Raw genomic sequence first — 15,938 nt, forward strand, 5'->3', positions numbered from 1 at the left:
TGATTGTTATGGATATTTATCATCGAATTCAAAAAACTAAGATTGTTGCTTTGCAAAAATTTATTGCTGAACATCAATTACTAAAAAAAGATTTATTACGAAATAATGATATTTTAGAAAAATATTTAAATAATTTTGTTGAATGTTTGGATGGTTTGAATTGAAATGAATGTCAACAATTAATTCCTGGATATCGGTTAGAATTAGTTTATGAAAATCAACGCATTTATTTAGAAATGCAAGATTGTTTACATCGTCAATATTTACGAGCTAATGATAAAATTCGTAATAATTATTTAATTTGTCATTTTCCTTTATCAATGATTAACTTATCATTAGAAAATGATTTTCATTTACCAGAAAATGATTTTATTCGCATAAAATTAAAAGAATATTTTATTAATTTCCTTAAAAAAGAGCAAACAACAGGATTATATATTTATGGTGCTCCTGGTATTGGTAAAACTTATATTTCTATTTTATTAGCTAATAGTTTAGTTCGCAATGATTATAAAGTATGTTTTGTTTTTGTTCCACAATTAATGAGTCAATTAAAACAAGCGATTTCAAAAGCAACTAATTCATTAGCTAGTGATATTTATAAGCTCCAAACTTGTGATGTGCTATTTTTAGATGATTTAGCTGGTGAACCCGTATCGGAATGAACTCGTGATGAGATTTTATTTAGTATTTTAAATTATCGGATGCAACATAATTTATCAACATTTTTTACTTCTAATTATGATATGGGAAACTTACAAGAATATTATAGTCGTAATGCTAAATATAAAAATATTGATATTGTGAAATCAATTCGCTTAGTAGAAAGAATTAGATACTTGGCAAAACCAGTATTATTAGGAGGCGATGTGCTTCGGAAATATGCCCAATAAATTGGCAAAATTTGCAATGTCTTTGGTAATTTCTAGATAGTGTTTTAGAAGAAAATTACTAATTTAATTGTAAAATAAATGAGTTATTTGTATAATTATTACAGTGCATACAGGAGGAAAACAGAATGACAAAGAAAAGAATTGCAATTAACGGGTTTGGACGCATTGGTCGTTTAACTTTAAGAATATTAATGAATTATGAAAATATTGAGGTTGTAGCAATTAATGATTTAGGTGATGTTAAGATGTTAGGTCATTTATTAAAATATGATTCAGCACAAAAGCGATTTGATAAGGAAGTTATTATTAAGGAATCAAGTTTAGTTATTAATGGTCATGAAATTAAAATTGTATCTGAAAAGGATCCTAAAAATTTACCGTGAAAAGAGTTAAATATTGATGTTGTTGTTGAATCAACAGGGTTATTTGTTACTAAGGAAAGTGCAGCAACTCATATAGCTGCGGGAGCTAAAAAAGTTGTCATTTCAGCACCTGCGGGAGCTGATTTAAAAACCGTTGTGTTTAATGTTAATCATCATGAAATTGTTGCTAGTGATACTATTATTTCAGCGGCGTCTTGTACAACTAATTGTTTAGCACCAATGGCACAAGTATTAGATGAAAAATTTGGTATTAAAACTGGGGTGATGACAACAATTCATGCTTATACTAATGATCAAAATATTTTGGATGGGCCACATCGTAAAGGTGATTTTAGAAGAGCAAGAGCAGCGGCAGTTAATATCATTCCAAATACTACGGGAGCTGCTAAAGCGATTGGGTTAGTATTACCAAGTTTAAAAGGGAAATTAGATGGTGCAGCTCAAAGAATACCAGTAGTTACTGGTTCAATTACTGAGTTAACTGTCCTTTTAAATAAAAAGGTAACAGTTGCTGATATTAATGAAGCAATGAAAAATGCTGCTAATGAGTCTTTTGGTTATACTGAAGATCCGATTGTTTCTAGTGATGTTATTGGTATTAGTTATGGTTCATTATTTGATGGTACGCAAACTAAAGTAATGACTTTAGGAGACGATCAATTAATCCAAGTTTTTGCTTGATATGATAATGAAATGTCATATGTTAATCAACTATGCCGAACAGTTAATCATATTGCAAACTTAATGGAATAAATAATGGCTAAGGTGCATACCTTAGTTTTTATTATTGGAAGGGAAAATTAAATTCATATGAAAAAAACATTGGCAGATATTAATTTTAAAGATAAAAAAGTATTAGTTCGAGTTGATTTTAATGTGCCATTAGTTGCTGGTGTTATTAGTGATGATAATCGTATTATTAGTGCTATCCCAACAATTAAATATTTATTAGACCACGATGCTAAAGTTATTTTATTATCACATTTGGGAAGAATAAAACGGTCAGAAGATTTAAAAAAATATTCATTAAAACCAGTAACAAAGCGGTTAGCAGAGTTATTAGGTACCGAAGTAAACTTTGTTGGTGAAATTAGTGGGGTAACATTGCAAACAGCAATTAATAGTTTACAAAATAAACAAGTTTTATTAATGGAAAATACGCGTTTTGCTGATTTAGAAAATAAAAGAGAATCTAATAATGATGCTAGTTTAGGTAAATATTGAGCAAGTTTAGGTGATGTGTTTGTTAATGATGCTTTTGGGACAGCCCATCGTGAGCATGCTTCTAATGTTGGCATTGCAACTAATATTAATGAATCGTGTATTGGCTTGTTAGTGGAAAAAGAGTTAGCAATGTTAAATAAAGCGATTATTAATCCTGAGCGACCTGTTGTTGTAATTTTAGGGGGAGCAAAAGTATCTGATAAGATTGGTGTTATTGATCATCTTTTAAAGGTAGCTGATAAAATAATTATTGGTGGAGCAATGAGTTATACTTTTTTAAAAGCGCAAGAATTTAATATTGGCAAGTCTTTAATTGAAGAAGATAAAGTACAATTAGCTAAAAAGTATTTACAAAAAGCAAACGGTAAAATTATTTTACCGATTGATCATTTGATGAGTAAAGAGTTTGTTGATCAGTCTGGAATTAATAGTACTGATGCTAATATTGCTGATGATTATATGGGAATGGATATTGGTGCGAAAACAATAACATTATTTAATGACTATATTAAAGAAGCTAAAACTATTATTTGAAATGGTCCAGTTGGCGTTTTTGAGATGAAAAATTTTAGTAAGGGAACGCTAGCAATTTGTGAAACAATTGCCCATTTAAATAATGTTTTTAGTATTGTTGGTGGTGGTGATTCAGCAGCGGCAGCAATTCAGTTAGGTTTTAAAGATAAGTTTAGTTATATTTCAACTGGTGGTGGTGCTAGTTTGGAATTATTAGAAGGTAAACCGTTACCCGCTATTGAAGTTATTCAAGATAAATAGTTGATGTTATTAAAAATGTATCGTTTATTTAAACGATACATTTTTATTTTTAAAATATAAAAATTGTAACATATGTTATAATTATTTGTGAAAAATATAAAATTAGAAAAGATAAATGGTGTTATTATGAAAATTAAGTTAGTTGCTTTAGATTTAGATAAAACATTATTGAAAAATCATTTTGAGTTACATCCAGAAAATATTGTTGCTGTGAAGCAAGCACAAGAACTTGGTGTTAAAGTAATTATTGCTACAGGCCGATCACCGCAATCTAGTTATAAGTTTGCTCGCGAATTAGGTTTATATGAAACTAGTGAGCATATGGTATGTTTTAATGGTGCCTATGTTATTAATTTAAGAACTGGTGAGTTATTAGTTGATAAAGAAATAGCATCAGGTACTATTAAGCAAATTATTAATTTAGCTAAAAATTATAAAGTTGCTTTTTGAGGTTATAGTGTTGATGGTGATATTGGTTATATTTTAAAGAAAACTTTTAAAATTTGATTAATTCAAAAGTTAAATCGTCGTAAACTTGTTAAAGTTAATGAAAATTCTGATGTTAGAATGTATAAAATTTTATTATTAGGTAAGAGTAAAAGAATTAATAATTTAGCCTTAGAATTAGAAAAGTTACAAATTGCTGAAATTGCCGTTTCTGACAAGGGAAAATCTCGGATGATTGAGGTTAATGAATTAAATATTAGTAAAGCAAGTGGTGTTAAACATTTAGCTAAGATGTGAAATATTAATCGTGAAGAAGTTATGGCGATTGGTGATGGAATGAATGACTATAAAATGATTGAATGAGCTGGTTATGGAATTGCAATGAAAGATAGTGAAAAACCATTATTAGCAATTGCTAATGATATTACTGATACTTATAATAATGATGGTGTTAGTAAAGCAATTCATAAATATATATTAGATATTAACTAAGATGTTATAAAAACTCTTAGTTTTTTTAATAAAATAAGTTGTACACTTTTTTTATTTTGCTAAACTTAATTTAAGTATTAAGAATATTAGACTTCTTGCGATACCTTTTTTATTAAAATATTCTTATAAAATATAATTTATGAGGATATCAAAATATGAACAATAATAAATTTAATACTCTTAATGATAAAGAATGGTTAAGATTAACAGGAATAAAAAAATCCACTTTTAATAAAATGTTAGATATTTTACAAGTAGCTGAAATAGAAAAATTTAAAAAAGGTGGTAAAACTAATAAATTATCACTAGAAAATAGATTATTGATGACTTTATCATATTGACGAGAATATCAGACTTATTTTCATCTTGGTAAAAATTTCGGAATTAGTGAAGCTAATTGTTATCGGAATATCAAGTGAATTGAAGATATTTTAATTAAAAACTCTGATTTTCAACAACTTGCTGGTAAAAAGCACTAATAAATGATTATTTTAATGATAAAACTATTATTAGACTTCTTGCGATACCTTTTTTATTAAAATATTCTTATAAAATATAATTTATGAGGATATCAAAATATGAACAATAATAAATTTAATACTCTTAATGATAAAGAATGGTTAAGATTAACAGGAATAAAAAAATCCACTTTTAATAAAATGTTAGATATTTTACAAGTAGCTGAAATAGAAAAATTTAAAAAAGGTGGTAAAACTAATAAATTATCACTAGAAAATAGATTATTGATGACTTTATCATATTGACGAGAATATCAGACTTATTTTCATCTTGGTAAAAATTTCGGAATTAGTGAAGCTAATTGTTATCGGAATATCAAGTGAATTGAAGATATTTTAATTAAAAACTCTGATTTTCAACAACTTGCTGGTAAAAAGCACTAATAAATGATTATTTTAATGATAAAACTATTATTAGACTTCTTGCGATACCTTTTTTATTAAAATATTCTTATAAAATATAATTTATGAGGATATCAAAATATGAACAATAATAATTTTAATACTCTTAATAGATAAAGAATGTTTAAGATTAACAGGAATAAAAAAATCCACTTTTAATAAAATGTTAGATATTTTACAAGTAGCTGAAATAGAAAAATTTAAAAAAGGTGGTAAAACTAATAAATTATCACTAGAAAATAGATTATTGATGACTTTATCATATTGACGAGAATATCAGACTTATTTTCATCGTGGTAAAAATTTCGGAATTAGTGAAGCTAATTGTTATCGGAATATCAAGTGAATTGAAGATATTTTAATTAAAAACTCTGATTTTCAACAACTTGCTGGTAAAAAAGCACTAATAAATGATTATTTTAATGATAAAACTATTATTATTGATGCTACCGAAACTCCAATCCAACGCCCAAAAAAAGACAAAAACAATCTTATTCTGGTAAAAAGAAAAAACACACCATTAAAACACAAGTAATTATCGAACAAGAAACCAGAAAAATTATTGCAACAAGTTTTTCACTTGGGAAAAAACATGATTATGCTTTATTTAAAGAATCAAAAATCCCAATTTTAAAAAATACCAAATTAATAGTTGATAGTGGTTATCAAGGAATACAAAAAATTCACAATAATGTTCTAATACCTACAAAGAAAACAAAGAAAAACCATTTAAATAAAGCACAAAAACAACATAATAGACTAGTTTCAAAAATGAGAATTATTATTGAAAATATTTTTGCTATTCTTAAAAAATTTAAAATTATGACAGAAAAATATCGTAATCGTAGAAAAAGATTTGGTTTAAGATTTAATTTAATTGCCTCAATTTATAATTTGCAATTATTAATTTAACATAAAAGATTTATTTAAAATTAAAGAATTTAAATAATAAATTCATTTTTTGTTGTGGCAAAATATTAATTTTTTAGATAAAAGACATAATTAATTAAAATTATATTTTTCTATTACTGTCTTTTTACAAATATTTGTAATTTTTTTAATAGGTTATGCAAGAAGTCTAATATACAAAATAGTTATGGTATAACACCATTTTCTTATGCAATTGAAGAACAAGAAATTGTAATCATTAAATTATTGCTTGCTAGCGGTGCTAATGTAAATTTACAGAGTGAGTTAGGTGATCCCCCCCTTCGCATTGCCGTAAGGAAAGAAAATATTGAAATTATGCAATTGCTCTTTGCTAGTGGTGCGGATGTTAATATTAAAAATAGGATATTTGGCTCACCTCTTTTTGCTGCAATAAAAAAGAAAAATGTTGCTGTAATTAAATTGTTACTTGATAATGGTGCCGATGCTAATAATATTCTTAATAGTTCTGGATTTAATGCTTTTATTGTAGCCGTTCGCGAAAGTACTTTAGAAATTGTACAATTGTTAATTGATAATGGTGCTAATATGAATGCAACTGATAGTGGTGGTTATACAGCAATGATGTTAGCAGCTAGAGTATCTAATTTAGAAATGGTACGATTTTTGATTAAAAATGGTGCGGATGTTAATATTAAAAATCCTTATAATGAGAATTGCCTTTTTCCAGCTGTGGCATCAAAAAATGTTGAAATGGTGCGATTATTAATTGAAAGTGGTGCCGATGTTAATATTAAAAATGATTGTGGTAAGACGCTGATCCAATTAGCAAATGAATGTAAAATTGAATATAAGGATACTTATGATGCTCATATTGGATGGAAATTATCAGGCGAATGTGAGGAAGACCGTATTCATCGCGAAATTGTTGCTTTATTAACAACTAATGCTTCGTTATTAACAGAAGATGTACCGAGTAATTCACAATTTAAGCGTAGAAAAATAGAGTAGGAAATAATTTTATTAAGTTAAAAACTTATCATAGTTTAGGAATGGGTTCTGTTGAAAAATGATTAATAACGACGATGGGGTTATTTTTAAATTAATTGAAAAAGGAAAGATAAATGTTACCACAAGGATTACAAAAACAATTATTAACAATAGAAAAACAATTTAGTAATTATGTAAACTATTCGGTTGTTGAATTAACAAGTTTAAAAATGAAATTTGCTGAATTACAAAAATCGTTAGATACTGCTGATGAAAAAGAACAATTAGATAATTATCTGCGTCGCATTGATTATCGGATTAGAGCATGAGCAACTAATTATAATGCACAACAATTAGATGAAATTCTTAATCGTTTAGAACAATTAATTGCTAGTGAAGATATTATCGCAATTGGAGAACTTTTAGAAAATACGCCAACAGATTTAAATATTAATGCCCCAATATTTATTAATAATGAAGCGATTGAAAATCGTTTTCGAGAAATTGAATTTAATAAATCATTGCCTGTATTGAAAATATTAATTAATTATGGGTTAAATAGTAATTTTTGAAATAACTATGACAATACGCTACTTCATATTGAAGTACTAAGAAAAAATATTGAAGTAATTCAATTATTGCTTAATAATGGTACTAATATTAATATGAAAAATCAAAAAGGTGAGTCGCCACTTTTTTGAGCTGTAAAAAATCAATCAATGGCGATTATTGAATTGTTGCTGGATTGAGATGCGGATGTTAATATTAAAAATAATATTGATGAGTTGCCACTTCATTATGCAGTATTACAGGAAAATATTGCTATTATGGAATTGTTGCTGGATTGAGATGCGGATGTTAATATTAAAAATAATATTGATGAGTTGCCACTTCATTATGCAGTATTACAGGAAAATATTGCTATTATGGAATTGTTGCTGGATCGGGGTGCGGATGCAAATATTCAAAATGAAGCTGGTGACTCGCCAATTTTTGTGGCAATAGAGCTTATGAATATTCCAATCATTGAGTTGTTGCTTGCTAGGGGTGCTAATATTAATATCTAAAGTAATGTGGGTTATATACCATTTTTTATGGAATAATTCAAGGAAATATTGAGGTTATGAAATTTATAATTGCTAGGGGTGCTGATCTTAATAATAAAGGTAATGATGGTAGGACACCACTTTATTATGCATTACGAAATCGTGAAATTGAATTCATTAAATTCTTGCTGGATAATGGTGCTAATATTGGAATTGATTCATTGCAACTAAAGCAGTTTGCTGATTATTAGGAAATAAGAAAAATTTCGATTTGTAGAAATATTTACAGTGATTTTAATCATTTAAAATAAATAAAAATAAACTAAGAATTTTCTCAAAATTCTTAGTTTTTCTTTGTTAATTTAATTGACATCACGATAAAATCGTATATAATCGTTTTGTAATTAAACTTAATGTTTACTAATACTAAACAAAGAATGGTGGTGTTTTATGGATATTGGTAAGAAAATTAAAGCATTACGGTTAAAACAAGATTTAACAATTGATGAATTGGCACAACGATGTGAATTAACTAAGGGGTTTATTAGTCAATTGGAACGAGATTTAACATCACCAAGTATTGAAACATTACAAGATATTATTTCGGTATTGAATTGTTCTTTAAGTGATTTTTTTAAAGATGATGAAAAAAATAAAAGCTATGTATTTTCTAGTGATGCGATGTCAATTTTAGAAGAAACGGATTATCATATTAAGTGACTTATTGCTACGAGTCAAGCTCATAATATGGAACCAATTTTAATAACATTAAAAGCAGGAAAAAGTTCACCAAAAGTTAATCCTTTTATTGGCGAAGTGTTTGGATTAGTTTTGACTGGTCGGGTTGTTGTCATTGTTGGTAATAAACAGATTACTGCCAATACGGGCGATGCTTTTCATTTAGAAGTTAATGAAGAACATTATTTAAAAAATAATATGTTAAATGGTGACAGTAAAGTTCTTTGAATTACAACACCACCAAGGTTTTAAAAAGATATTTACTATTTAGGAGTGATGAAAAAAATGATTGATACAGTAATTAAACCTAATATTTTAGAATTACGAAATATTACGAAAGATTTTTCTGGTGAAGTAGTTTTAAAAGGAATTAGTTTAAATATTAAAGCTGGTGAATTTATTACTTTATTGGGACCGAGTGGTTGTGGAAAAACTACTACTTTAAGAATTATTGGTGGTTTTGATGACCCTAATAGTGGTGAAATTCTTTTTGAAAGTCAGAATATGCTTCGGGTGCCAATTCATAAACGCAAAATTAATACAATTTTTCAAAATTATGCGTTATTTCCCCATTTGAATGTTTATGAAAATGTTGCTTATGGTTTAAAAATTAAAAAATTAAAAATTGATGTTATTAAAAAGGCAGTTTTAGAAGCATTGGAATTAGTTAATTTAGTTGGTTTTCAAGATAAGGATATTGATGAATTATCTGGTGGTCAAAAACAACGCGTAGCAATTGCAAGAGCATTAGTTAATAAACCTAAAGTTTTATTATTAGATGAACCATTAGCAGCTTTAGATTTAAAATTAAGACAACAAATGCAGTTAGAATTAAAACGATTACAAAATGATTTAGATATTACTTTTATTTTAGTAACGCATGATCAAGAAGAAGCATTTACAATGTCTGATCGGATTGTTGTGATGAATGAGGGACAAATTCAACAAGTAGGAAGTCCAGAAAATATTTATAATGAACCAGAAAATAAATGAACAGCTAAATTTGTTGGGGCATCAAATATTATTGAGAATGCAGTATTTGTTCATGATAATTTAGTTCATTTTGATGGTCGTGATTTTCGTTGTTTAGATAAAGCATATGGTACTAATGAAACTAATATTGATATTGTAATTCGTCCAGAAGATATTGATATTGTTGGTGAAAAGAGTGGATATTTTCGTGGTACCGTTAAGAGTGTAACTTTTAAAGGTGTTTATTGAGAAATTGTTATTGTAACGCGAAAACGAAATTTTTTGGTGCATTCAACAGATACAGTTATTGTTGGTAAAAAAGTTGGTGTTAGGTGGTCAGTAGAAGACATTCATGTAATGTGAAAAGAGGTTGAATAAGGTGAAAAAAGATAAAGACAAAAATAGCTTTTTTAGTCGGATAACACATAATGTCAAAATTCGGTTTCAATGACTACAAGAAAATTTTAAAAAGAATTTACAAAATATTAAGGAAAATTGTTTTATTAAAAAAAGTAATAATAGTTGAGTACCATTAATGATTCCTTATGTTATTTTAATGATATTATTAATTGTTGCGCCACTTTTTATTCTTTTACTATATGCTCTAATTAGTCCTACTAATGATGTTTTAATTTTTGATTTTACAATAAATAATTTTAAAAGTTTTTTTTATGAGCAATCATTTTTAGCATCATTACGTCGTTCATTATTGTATGCAACTGTTGCGACATTTTTTGCCATTCTTATTGGTTATCCAGTAGCATATTTAATGGCCTTTTCAAAGTCAAAATTAGTATCAAAAAATATTTGAATATTAGTAACATTACCAATTTGAATTAATATGTTAGTAAAAACTATTGGTTTAAAAACAATGTTTGATTTAATTGAAAGAATAACTAATGTGCATTTACTAGGAACACCAATAGCAATCGTTATTGGAATGATTTATATGTTTATTCCTTTTGTTATTATTCCTATATTTAATAGTTTGGATAAAATGGATCGTAGTTGAATTGAAGCTAGCAAAGATTTAGGTGCTAGTCCTTATCAAACATTTTGAAGAATTACTTTTCGTTATTCAATGCCAGGAATTATTACCGGAATTATTTTTATGTTATTACAAGCAGCAACAAGTTTAATTGTTGTTAAGTATATGGGACAAGAAAAAATTACTTTAATATCTTCTATTATTGAAGCATATTTTTTTCAAGGTGCTAATTTTGGTTTAGCAGCTGCAATTTCAGTGTTTTTAGGATTTATAATTTTATTATTAGTTATTGTGTTGCGCTTATTAGGAAAAAGAATTTATGGTAAGGTAGGACGAAATAATGATTAAAAAAATCTTTAAAAGTTCTTATTTACTTTTAGTATTATTATTTATTTATGTTCCCATTAGTATTTTAATTTTTTATTCTTTTAATGATGAGCGAAGTTTAACACATTTTAATGGTAATTTTTCATTAACTTGATATGAAAAGTTTTTTCAAGATCGGTTGTTTGTTGAATCAATTATTTCTAGTTTGTTAGTAGCGGTTATTTCAACAATTGTTTCAGTTATTATTGGAACTTTAGCTGGCATTGGTATTAGTAAAGCTAAAAAAGTAACTCAATCGTTAACATTAAATATTTCTAATATTGCTTTAATTAATGCTGATGTTGTTACTGCGGTATCGTTAATGATGTTATTTATGGCTTTAGGTTTTAATTTTGGCCTTTTTACTTTAATTTTAGGACATATTTCTTTTAATATTCCTTATGTAATTATTACGGTTTTACCCCGATTAAGAAGAGTTCACCCATCAATTATTGAAGCATCATTGGATTTAGGTGCTAGTCCGAGATATACTTTAAGAAAAGTTATTTTACCTTTAATTTGACCCACTATTGTTGCTGCTAGTGTTATTTCTTTTGCGATGTCGTTTGATGATTTTATTATTTCTTATTTTACAGGTGGCAATGTAACTAATGTTGCCACCTATATTTATACTTTAAAACGATTAACGCCGGTTGTTAATGCTTTTGGCACAATATTAATTTCAATTGTGGCGATTTTAGTTTTAAGTTGAAATTGTTATACCATTATTAGTACGCAGATTAAGTCACGAAATCATAATATTTTAACAGAAAAATATCGGGCTAAAATTATTATTAATAGTGAAAGAAAACTATTCCAGTTATATTTGCAGTTAAATAATCTTAATCTTGTAAAAAATCTTAATATTTTAAAATTAAAACGAAAAATTTTTCATTTAGAAATTAAAGTAGATAAAGAAAAGTTATGAATTAAATCAAAAAAAGCACAAATTATTCGTCGTGATAAACGACAAGAACGAATTAGTGAGAAAATAAGAGAGAAATATTATTGATTAGTTCGTTGACCTTGGCGAGCAATTATTATTGTGGCATTAAGTTTTACCTCATTAGGAGCTTTAACATTTGTTTATGTGCAAAATAATCTTTATGATTTTAAATTAGGAATTTGAGGAGAATATATTAATAGTTCGGTTGTGGAAAGATTTGAAACGGCACATAACATTAAGATGAAAGTAGAAACTTATGATAAGAATGAAGTTTTATATAATAAAATGTTTACTACTGATTATGATGTTATTGTTCCTTCTAATTATATGGCTTCAAGACTTATTGCTGAAAATAAGGTTGAAAAATTAGATTGAAGTCGCTTAATGCCAATTGGTAATGATCAGGTTTCTAGTGGGAATAGTTGTTCAGATTTAGATGGTACAAAACCAGTAGATAGTTTATGAACTTATCTTGATTGTGGTATTAAAAAAGTAATTTCTGCTGCTAGTTATAAAACAGAAAAGGGATTATTAAGTGATTATGCTGTTCCTTATTTTTGAGGTGATTTAACAATATTATTGAACTTTGAAAAACCAGAAACTAAAAATTGATTAATTGAAAAAGGTGTTGAAATTTTAACTACTAATGATGAAAAAAAAGAAGAATATTTAAATCCGACAACAGTATCATGAGAATTAATATGACAAGCTGCCCGAGAAGGCAAAAATGTTTTTGCATTAAGTGATTTTCGTAGTTTATATGGTTTAGCATTTCAAAGAATTAATCAAACAGTTAATCCTGAAAGAAAAGAAGATGTTGAATTTGCAACAAAATTATTAAAGGAATTAATTGTTGATTACAAGAATAATGTTACTTTACAAAGTGATGAAATTGTTAATAGTCTTTCAGCACCATATGATCCGGAGTCTAGTCGTTTATTTGATATTGCCGTAATGTATAATGGTGATGCTGTTGCTTCGTTTTATGATAAAAATCAAAATATTCGTGATCGTAATTTTAAAAGTGTGCGACCACGAAAAGCAATTCCAAAGATTGATTCGACAACAGGAATATCTAATCTAGATGTTTTAACACCGCAAGGAACAAATGTTTGAGCTGATGTGGCGATGATTACTAAACATAGTTCTAATAAGGATTTAGCATATAAGTTTTTACAATTTGTTTTACAAGATAAAGTACAAACAGAGTTATCATTAGAATTTGGTTATAATACGCCTTTGTTTAAAGATACACAAGATATTGTTAATGATGAGTATAAATCTGTTGCTAGTATTTATTTACCAGTTGCTAATTTTATTAATGGTCAGTGAGTTACTGATATTCAAGTTGCTGATGCTGGTTTTCAAAATAAATTTATTAAGGAGATTACTGATTCCTATACACGGGTAATAAGTGCTGGTTTAGGTGGTTATTAGATTATCAGGAATGACAAATTTGTTAATTGTCATTCCTTTATTCATTTTTTAAAAATATTGCTTTAATAAAATTGTAATATAAAGCAAGAAAAACATTAAAAAAGGATAAAGTCTTTTAATTTAATTTAAAAAAAGACTGAATTTTATTTCAGTCTTTTTCTTAGCTTTAAAATATTTGGTTGATAACTATCAGTTAAGTGAAGTTATTGAAACACTATAATTAACTGTTACTGTGCCATTATAAACACTTGAATCAAGTGAATTAATTTTTGCACTGTTATTAGTAATATTTTCAATTTTGATTTTATTAATATCTAACTTTGGATTTAATTGTTTTACTTTTTCTTTGATTTGTTGTTCTGTTGGAACTTTTAATTTCTCAGTTATAAATTCACCTAGATTAGCATTGACAACAACTGATGATAATTTAAAGGAATTGTTATTTTTTTCAATTATTTGGGGTTGACTTTTTTCATGATATATTGATATTGAAATAATAACAAAAATCCCTATTAAAATTAGTAAAATTAAATTAATAATTCATCATTTTTTTAGTGTCATAATTAAATTATATTCTTTTTTTTTTAAAAATTCTACCTAAAATTTAATTTAACAATTTTTCGCATTCAAGACAAAATATTACTGCTAAAAGAATATACCCCCAAATAATTTATAAAAACCAAAGGTACTAACCATCTGTGGTTTTTACAGCTTTTAATAAAATATTATTGTAGTTTTATAATTAATGTGTAATAATATTTATTATATATATGGCACTGTGGCCAAACTGGTTTAAGGCATTGGACTGCAACTCCTTGATTATCGGTTCGAATCCGATCAGTGCCTCCATAAGATATTAAGTAAAATCACAGTTAAGTGATTTTTTTAATTAACCAATAGGTAATAAAAAATAATTTGTGATATTACTAATTAAAGTAATGAAATCTGAAATTTTTGTTGTCAACAGAGCAGTAATAATATATAATAATTTTGTTATTTAATGACACCATAGGCGCCCATAGCTCAATTGGACAGAGTGCTTGACTACGGATCAAGAGGTTGCGGGTTCAACTCCTGTTGGGCGCACCATTTTATTTTAATACGGGAAGTAGCTTAGCTTGGTAGAGCGCTCGGTTTGGGACCGAGAGGTCGTAGGTTCGAATCCTATCTTCCCGACCATATTTGGCGAGATAGCTCAGTTGGTTAGAGTGTTCGGTTCATACCCGAAAGGTCGAGAGTTCAAGTCTCTCTCTCGCTACCAAGTTATGTTTACGATTTGAAAACGACTTTATTTTCTAAATAAAGTCGTTTTTTAGTGTTTCTTTTCTTTTGGCTCTAAACTTTCCATATATTCAACAAAGTTTTGTACTTCTTCATAAATTTCTTCATAAGCGTGTTCTTCGGAATAATGTTCGTTAATGTATTCTAGTAAGTGTTCAAGAGTATATTGAAGTTCTTCATTGTCAATTTCTAATTCTCAAAAGGCAATTAAATTGTTAGGAAGATAAATGCTGTCATATTTGATAATGATTCTCTGTAATACTTCTCTAATAACATCAAAGCATCGCTGTAAGGGATTATCTTTTAAAAAGTATTTATAATATACAGGATATAATAAGTAATCAAAGAGATAATATTTATTTAAGGGAATATTAAAGTGACTATTGGCAAGATGATTATTTTTCATTGACATTTGGTAGTATAACCATTTAACTAGTCGTAAAGTTTGCAAATAATAAGTATTAGTAATTTTATTTTTTTCTTGAATGTTTATTGTTTCAATTTGTGGGAAACGAGTATAAAAATCACGACTTCTTAGGCGATAAAAAATACCTTCTAAATATGTTTTTTTACTACGAAGTGAATAATTATCAAAATGAAAATAACGAAAGGTTGGAATTAACCTGAGATGAAAGCCAGGAAAAATTTGTTTAAATAAAATAAATCCTAAATCAAAGTAGAAATCATTTTTGTCTATTAAATCTCATTTTTGAGTAATGAAGTGTTTAATTGCTTTACTAAAAAGAAAGTATTTAGCATCCTTTCAGTGTGGAAAATCTTGTTTAAATTGACTTATTTGGCGTTTTGTAAAGCGATAACCACTAGATGGCATTTCTCAATGGTATCATTCATAACACATTAATAGGACATTAGAAGTCGTTATTGTTTTGTGAGTAATATAAAATGTAATTTCATTTTTAACATCAATTGTTGTATTTCAAGAGCATTCTTCATCTAATAAAATTTCAATACAATCTTTTTCATTATTAAACTGAAAATTTTTAAAAATTTCTTTTAGTTGTTGGTGAATTTCAAGAATTGCATTTATTTTTTGAGATGGATTACTATATATTTTAAGTTGTTCTTTAGTCATAATTTGCCACCTCCCGTTTACTATCGTTAATCTTATTATCTATTAATAGTAATAAAAATA

The 15,938-nt window shown here is 27.1% G+C and carries 17 protein-coding genes and 4 tRNA genes; 19 read left to right on the plus strand and 2 right to left on the minus strand.

Features of this window, described 5'->3' with window-relative positions; translation table 4 throughout:
• Positions 1–8 precede the first annotated feature (8 nt).
• The 15 genes from AACK86_RS01520 (at position 9) to AACK86_RS01585 (ending at position 13,504) form a co-directional block, all read left to right on the plus strand.
• Positions 9–893 carry an ATP-binding protein gene (locus AACK86_RS01520; protein ID WP_338982198.1) on the plus strand — a complete coding sequence of 295 codons (885 nt, stop codon included), beginning with the start codon at positions 9–11 and terminating at the stop codon, positions 891–893.
• A gap of 125 nt (positions 894–1,018) precedes the next feature.
• Complete coding sequence (gap, locus tag AACK86_RS01525) at positions 1,019–2,029, plus strand: type I glyceraldehyde-3-phosphate dehydrogenase (protein ID WP_338982199.1); 1,011 nt, start codon at positions 1,019–1,021, stop codon at positions 2,027–2,029.
• Between the two features lie 57 nt (positions 2,030–2,086).
• A complete protein-coding gene (locus AACK86_RS01530; RefSeq protein WP_338982200.1) occupies positions 2,087–3,274 on the plus strand; it encodes a phosphoglycerate kinase in 1,188 nt (395 codons plus the stop codon).
• Between the two features lie 126 nt (positions 3,275–3,400).
• The gene (locus AACK86_RS01535) at positions 3,401–4,213 is read left to right on the plus strand and encodes an HAD family hydrolase (RefSeq protein WP_338982201.1); all 813 of its coding nucleotides are present in this window, start codon (positions 3,401–3,403) and stop codon (positions 4,211–4,213) included.
• 155 nt (positions 4,214–4,368) lie between these two features.
• Positions 4,369–4,692: a transposase family protein gene (locus AACK86_RS01540; RefSeq protein ID WP_338982202.1), complete on the plus strand. Its 324-nt coding sequence runs from the start codon at positions 4,369–4,371 to the stop codon at positions 4,690–4,692.
• Between the two features lie 99 nt (positions 4,693–4,791).
• On the plus strand, positions 4,792–5,115 hold the full coding sequence (locus tag AACK86_RS01545; protein WP_338982202.1) for a transposase family protein: 324 nt from the start codon (positions 4,792–4,794) through the stop codon (positions 5,113–5,115).
• 181 nt (positions 5,116–5,296) lie between these two features.
• A complete protein-coding gene (locus tag AACK86_RS06875; RefSeq protein ID WP_422398265.1) occupies positions 5,297–5,668 on the plus strand; it encodes a helix-turn-helix domain-containing protein in 372 nt (123 codons plus the stop codon).
• Positions 5,653–6,045: a transposase family protein gene (locus AACK86_RS06880; protein ID WP_422398306.1), complete on the plus strand. Its 393-nt coding sequence runs from the start codon at positions 5,653–5,655 to the stop codon at positions 6,043–6,045. The genes AACK86_RS06875 and AACK86_RS06880 overlap by 16 nt, the downstream gene beginning before the upstream one ends.
• A 189-nt stretch (positions 6,046–6,234) precedes the next feature.
• Positions 6,235–7,032, plus strand: coding sequence for an ankyrin repeat domain-containing protein (locus AACK86_RS01555; RefSeq protein WP_338982660.1), 798 nt, complete (start codon positions 6,235–6,237; stop codon positions 7,030–7,032).
• A gap of 113 nt (positions 7,033–7,145) precedes the next feature.
• Positions 7,146–8,078 (plus strand): ankyrin repeat domain-containing protein, encoded by a 933-nt coding sequence (locus AACK86_RS01560; RefSeq protein ID WP_338982203.1) that lies wholly within the window; start codon positions 7,146–7,148, stop codon positions 8,076–8,078.
• A 56-nt stretch (positions 8,079–8,134) separates the two neighbouring features.
• Positions 8,135–8,308 (plus strand): ankyrin repeat domain-containing protein, encoded by a 174-nt coding sequence (locus AACK86_RS01565; RefSeq protein WP_338982204.1) that lies wholly within the window; start codon positions 8,135–8,137, stop codon positions 8,306–8,308.
• A gap of 199 nt (positions 8,309–8,507) precedes the next feature.
• Positions 8,508–9,047 (plus strand): helix-turn-helix domain-containing protein, encoded by a 540-nt coding sequence (locus tag AACK86_RS01570; protein WP_338982205.1) that lies wholly within the window; start codon positions 8,508–8,510, stop codon positions 9,045–9,047.
• Positions 9,048–9,095: 48 nt separating this feature from the next.
• A complete protein-coding gene (potA, locus tag AACK86_RS01575; RefSeq protein ID WP_422398320.1) occupies positions 9,096–10,145 on the plus strand; it encodes a spermidine/putrescine ABC transporter ATP-binding protein in 1,050 nt (349 codons plus the stop codon).
• Position 10,146: 1 nt separating this feature from the next.
• Entirely contained in the window at positions 10,147–11,103 is a 957-nt protein-coding gene (gene potB / locus AACK86_RS01580) for a spermidine/putrescine ABC transporter permease (RefSeq protein WP_338982207.1), read from the plus strand.
• A complete protein-coding gene (locus AACK86_RS01585; protein ID WP_338982208.1) occupies positions 11,096–13,504 on the plus strand; it encodes an extracellular solute-binding protein in 2,409 nt (802 codons plus the stop codon). The genes potB and AACK86_RS01585 overlap by 8 nt, the downstream gene beginning before the upstream one ends.
• Positions 13,505–13,690: 186 nt before the next feature.
• On the opposite strand, the gene AACK86_RS01590 is transcribed toward AACK86_RS01585, so the two are convergent.
• Positions 13,691–14,065, minus strand: coding sequence for a hypothetical protein (locus tag AACK86_RS01590; protein WP_338982209.1), 375 nt, complete (start codon positions 14,063–14,065; stop codon positions 13,691–13,693).
• Positions 14,066–14,276: 211 nt separating this feature from the next.
• On the opposite strand from AACK86_RS01590, the gene AACK86_RS01595 reads away from it, so the two are divergent.
• The 4 genes from AACK86_RS01595 to AACK86_RS01610 all read left to right on the plus strand — a co-directional run bounded on the left by AACK86_RS01595 (position 14,277) and on the right by AACK86_RS01610 (position 14,765).
• Positions 14,277–14,353, plus strand: a tRNA-Cys gene (locus tag AACK86_RS01595).
• Positions 14,354–14,516: 163 nt separating this feature from the next.
• Positions 14,517–14,593, plus strand: a tRNA-Arg gene (locus AACK86_RS01600).
• A 13-nt stretch (positions 14,594–14,606) separates the two neighbouring features.
• Positions 14,607–14,683: transfer RNA gene (locus AACK86_RS01605), tRNA-Pro, on the plus strand.
• A 5-nt stretch (positions 14,684–14,688) separates the two neighbouring features.
• Positions 14,689–14,765: transfer RNA gene (locus AACK86_RS01610), tRNA-Met, on the plus strand.
• Positions 14,766–14,816: 51 nt separating this feature from the next.
• On the opposite strand, the gene AACK86_RS01615 is transcribed toward AACK86_RS01610, so the two are convergent.
• A complete protein-coding gene (locus tag AACK86_RS01615) occupies positions 14,817–15,878 on the minus strand; it encodes a hypothetical protein (RefSeq protein ID WP_338982210.1) in 1,062 nt (353 codons plus the stop codon).
• Positions 15,879–15,938: the final 60 nt, after the last annotated feature.

The organism is Spiroplasma endosymbiont of Eupeodes luniger (genome assembly GCF_964019525.1).
In the GTDB taxonomy this organism is placed as follows: domain Bacteria; phylum Bacillota_I; class Bacilli_A; order Mycoplasmatales; family Nriv7; genus Nriv7.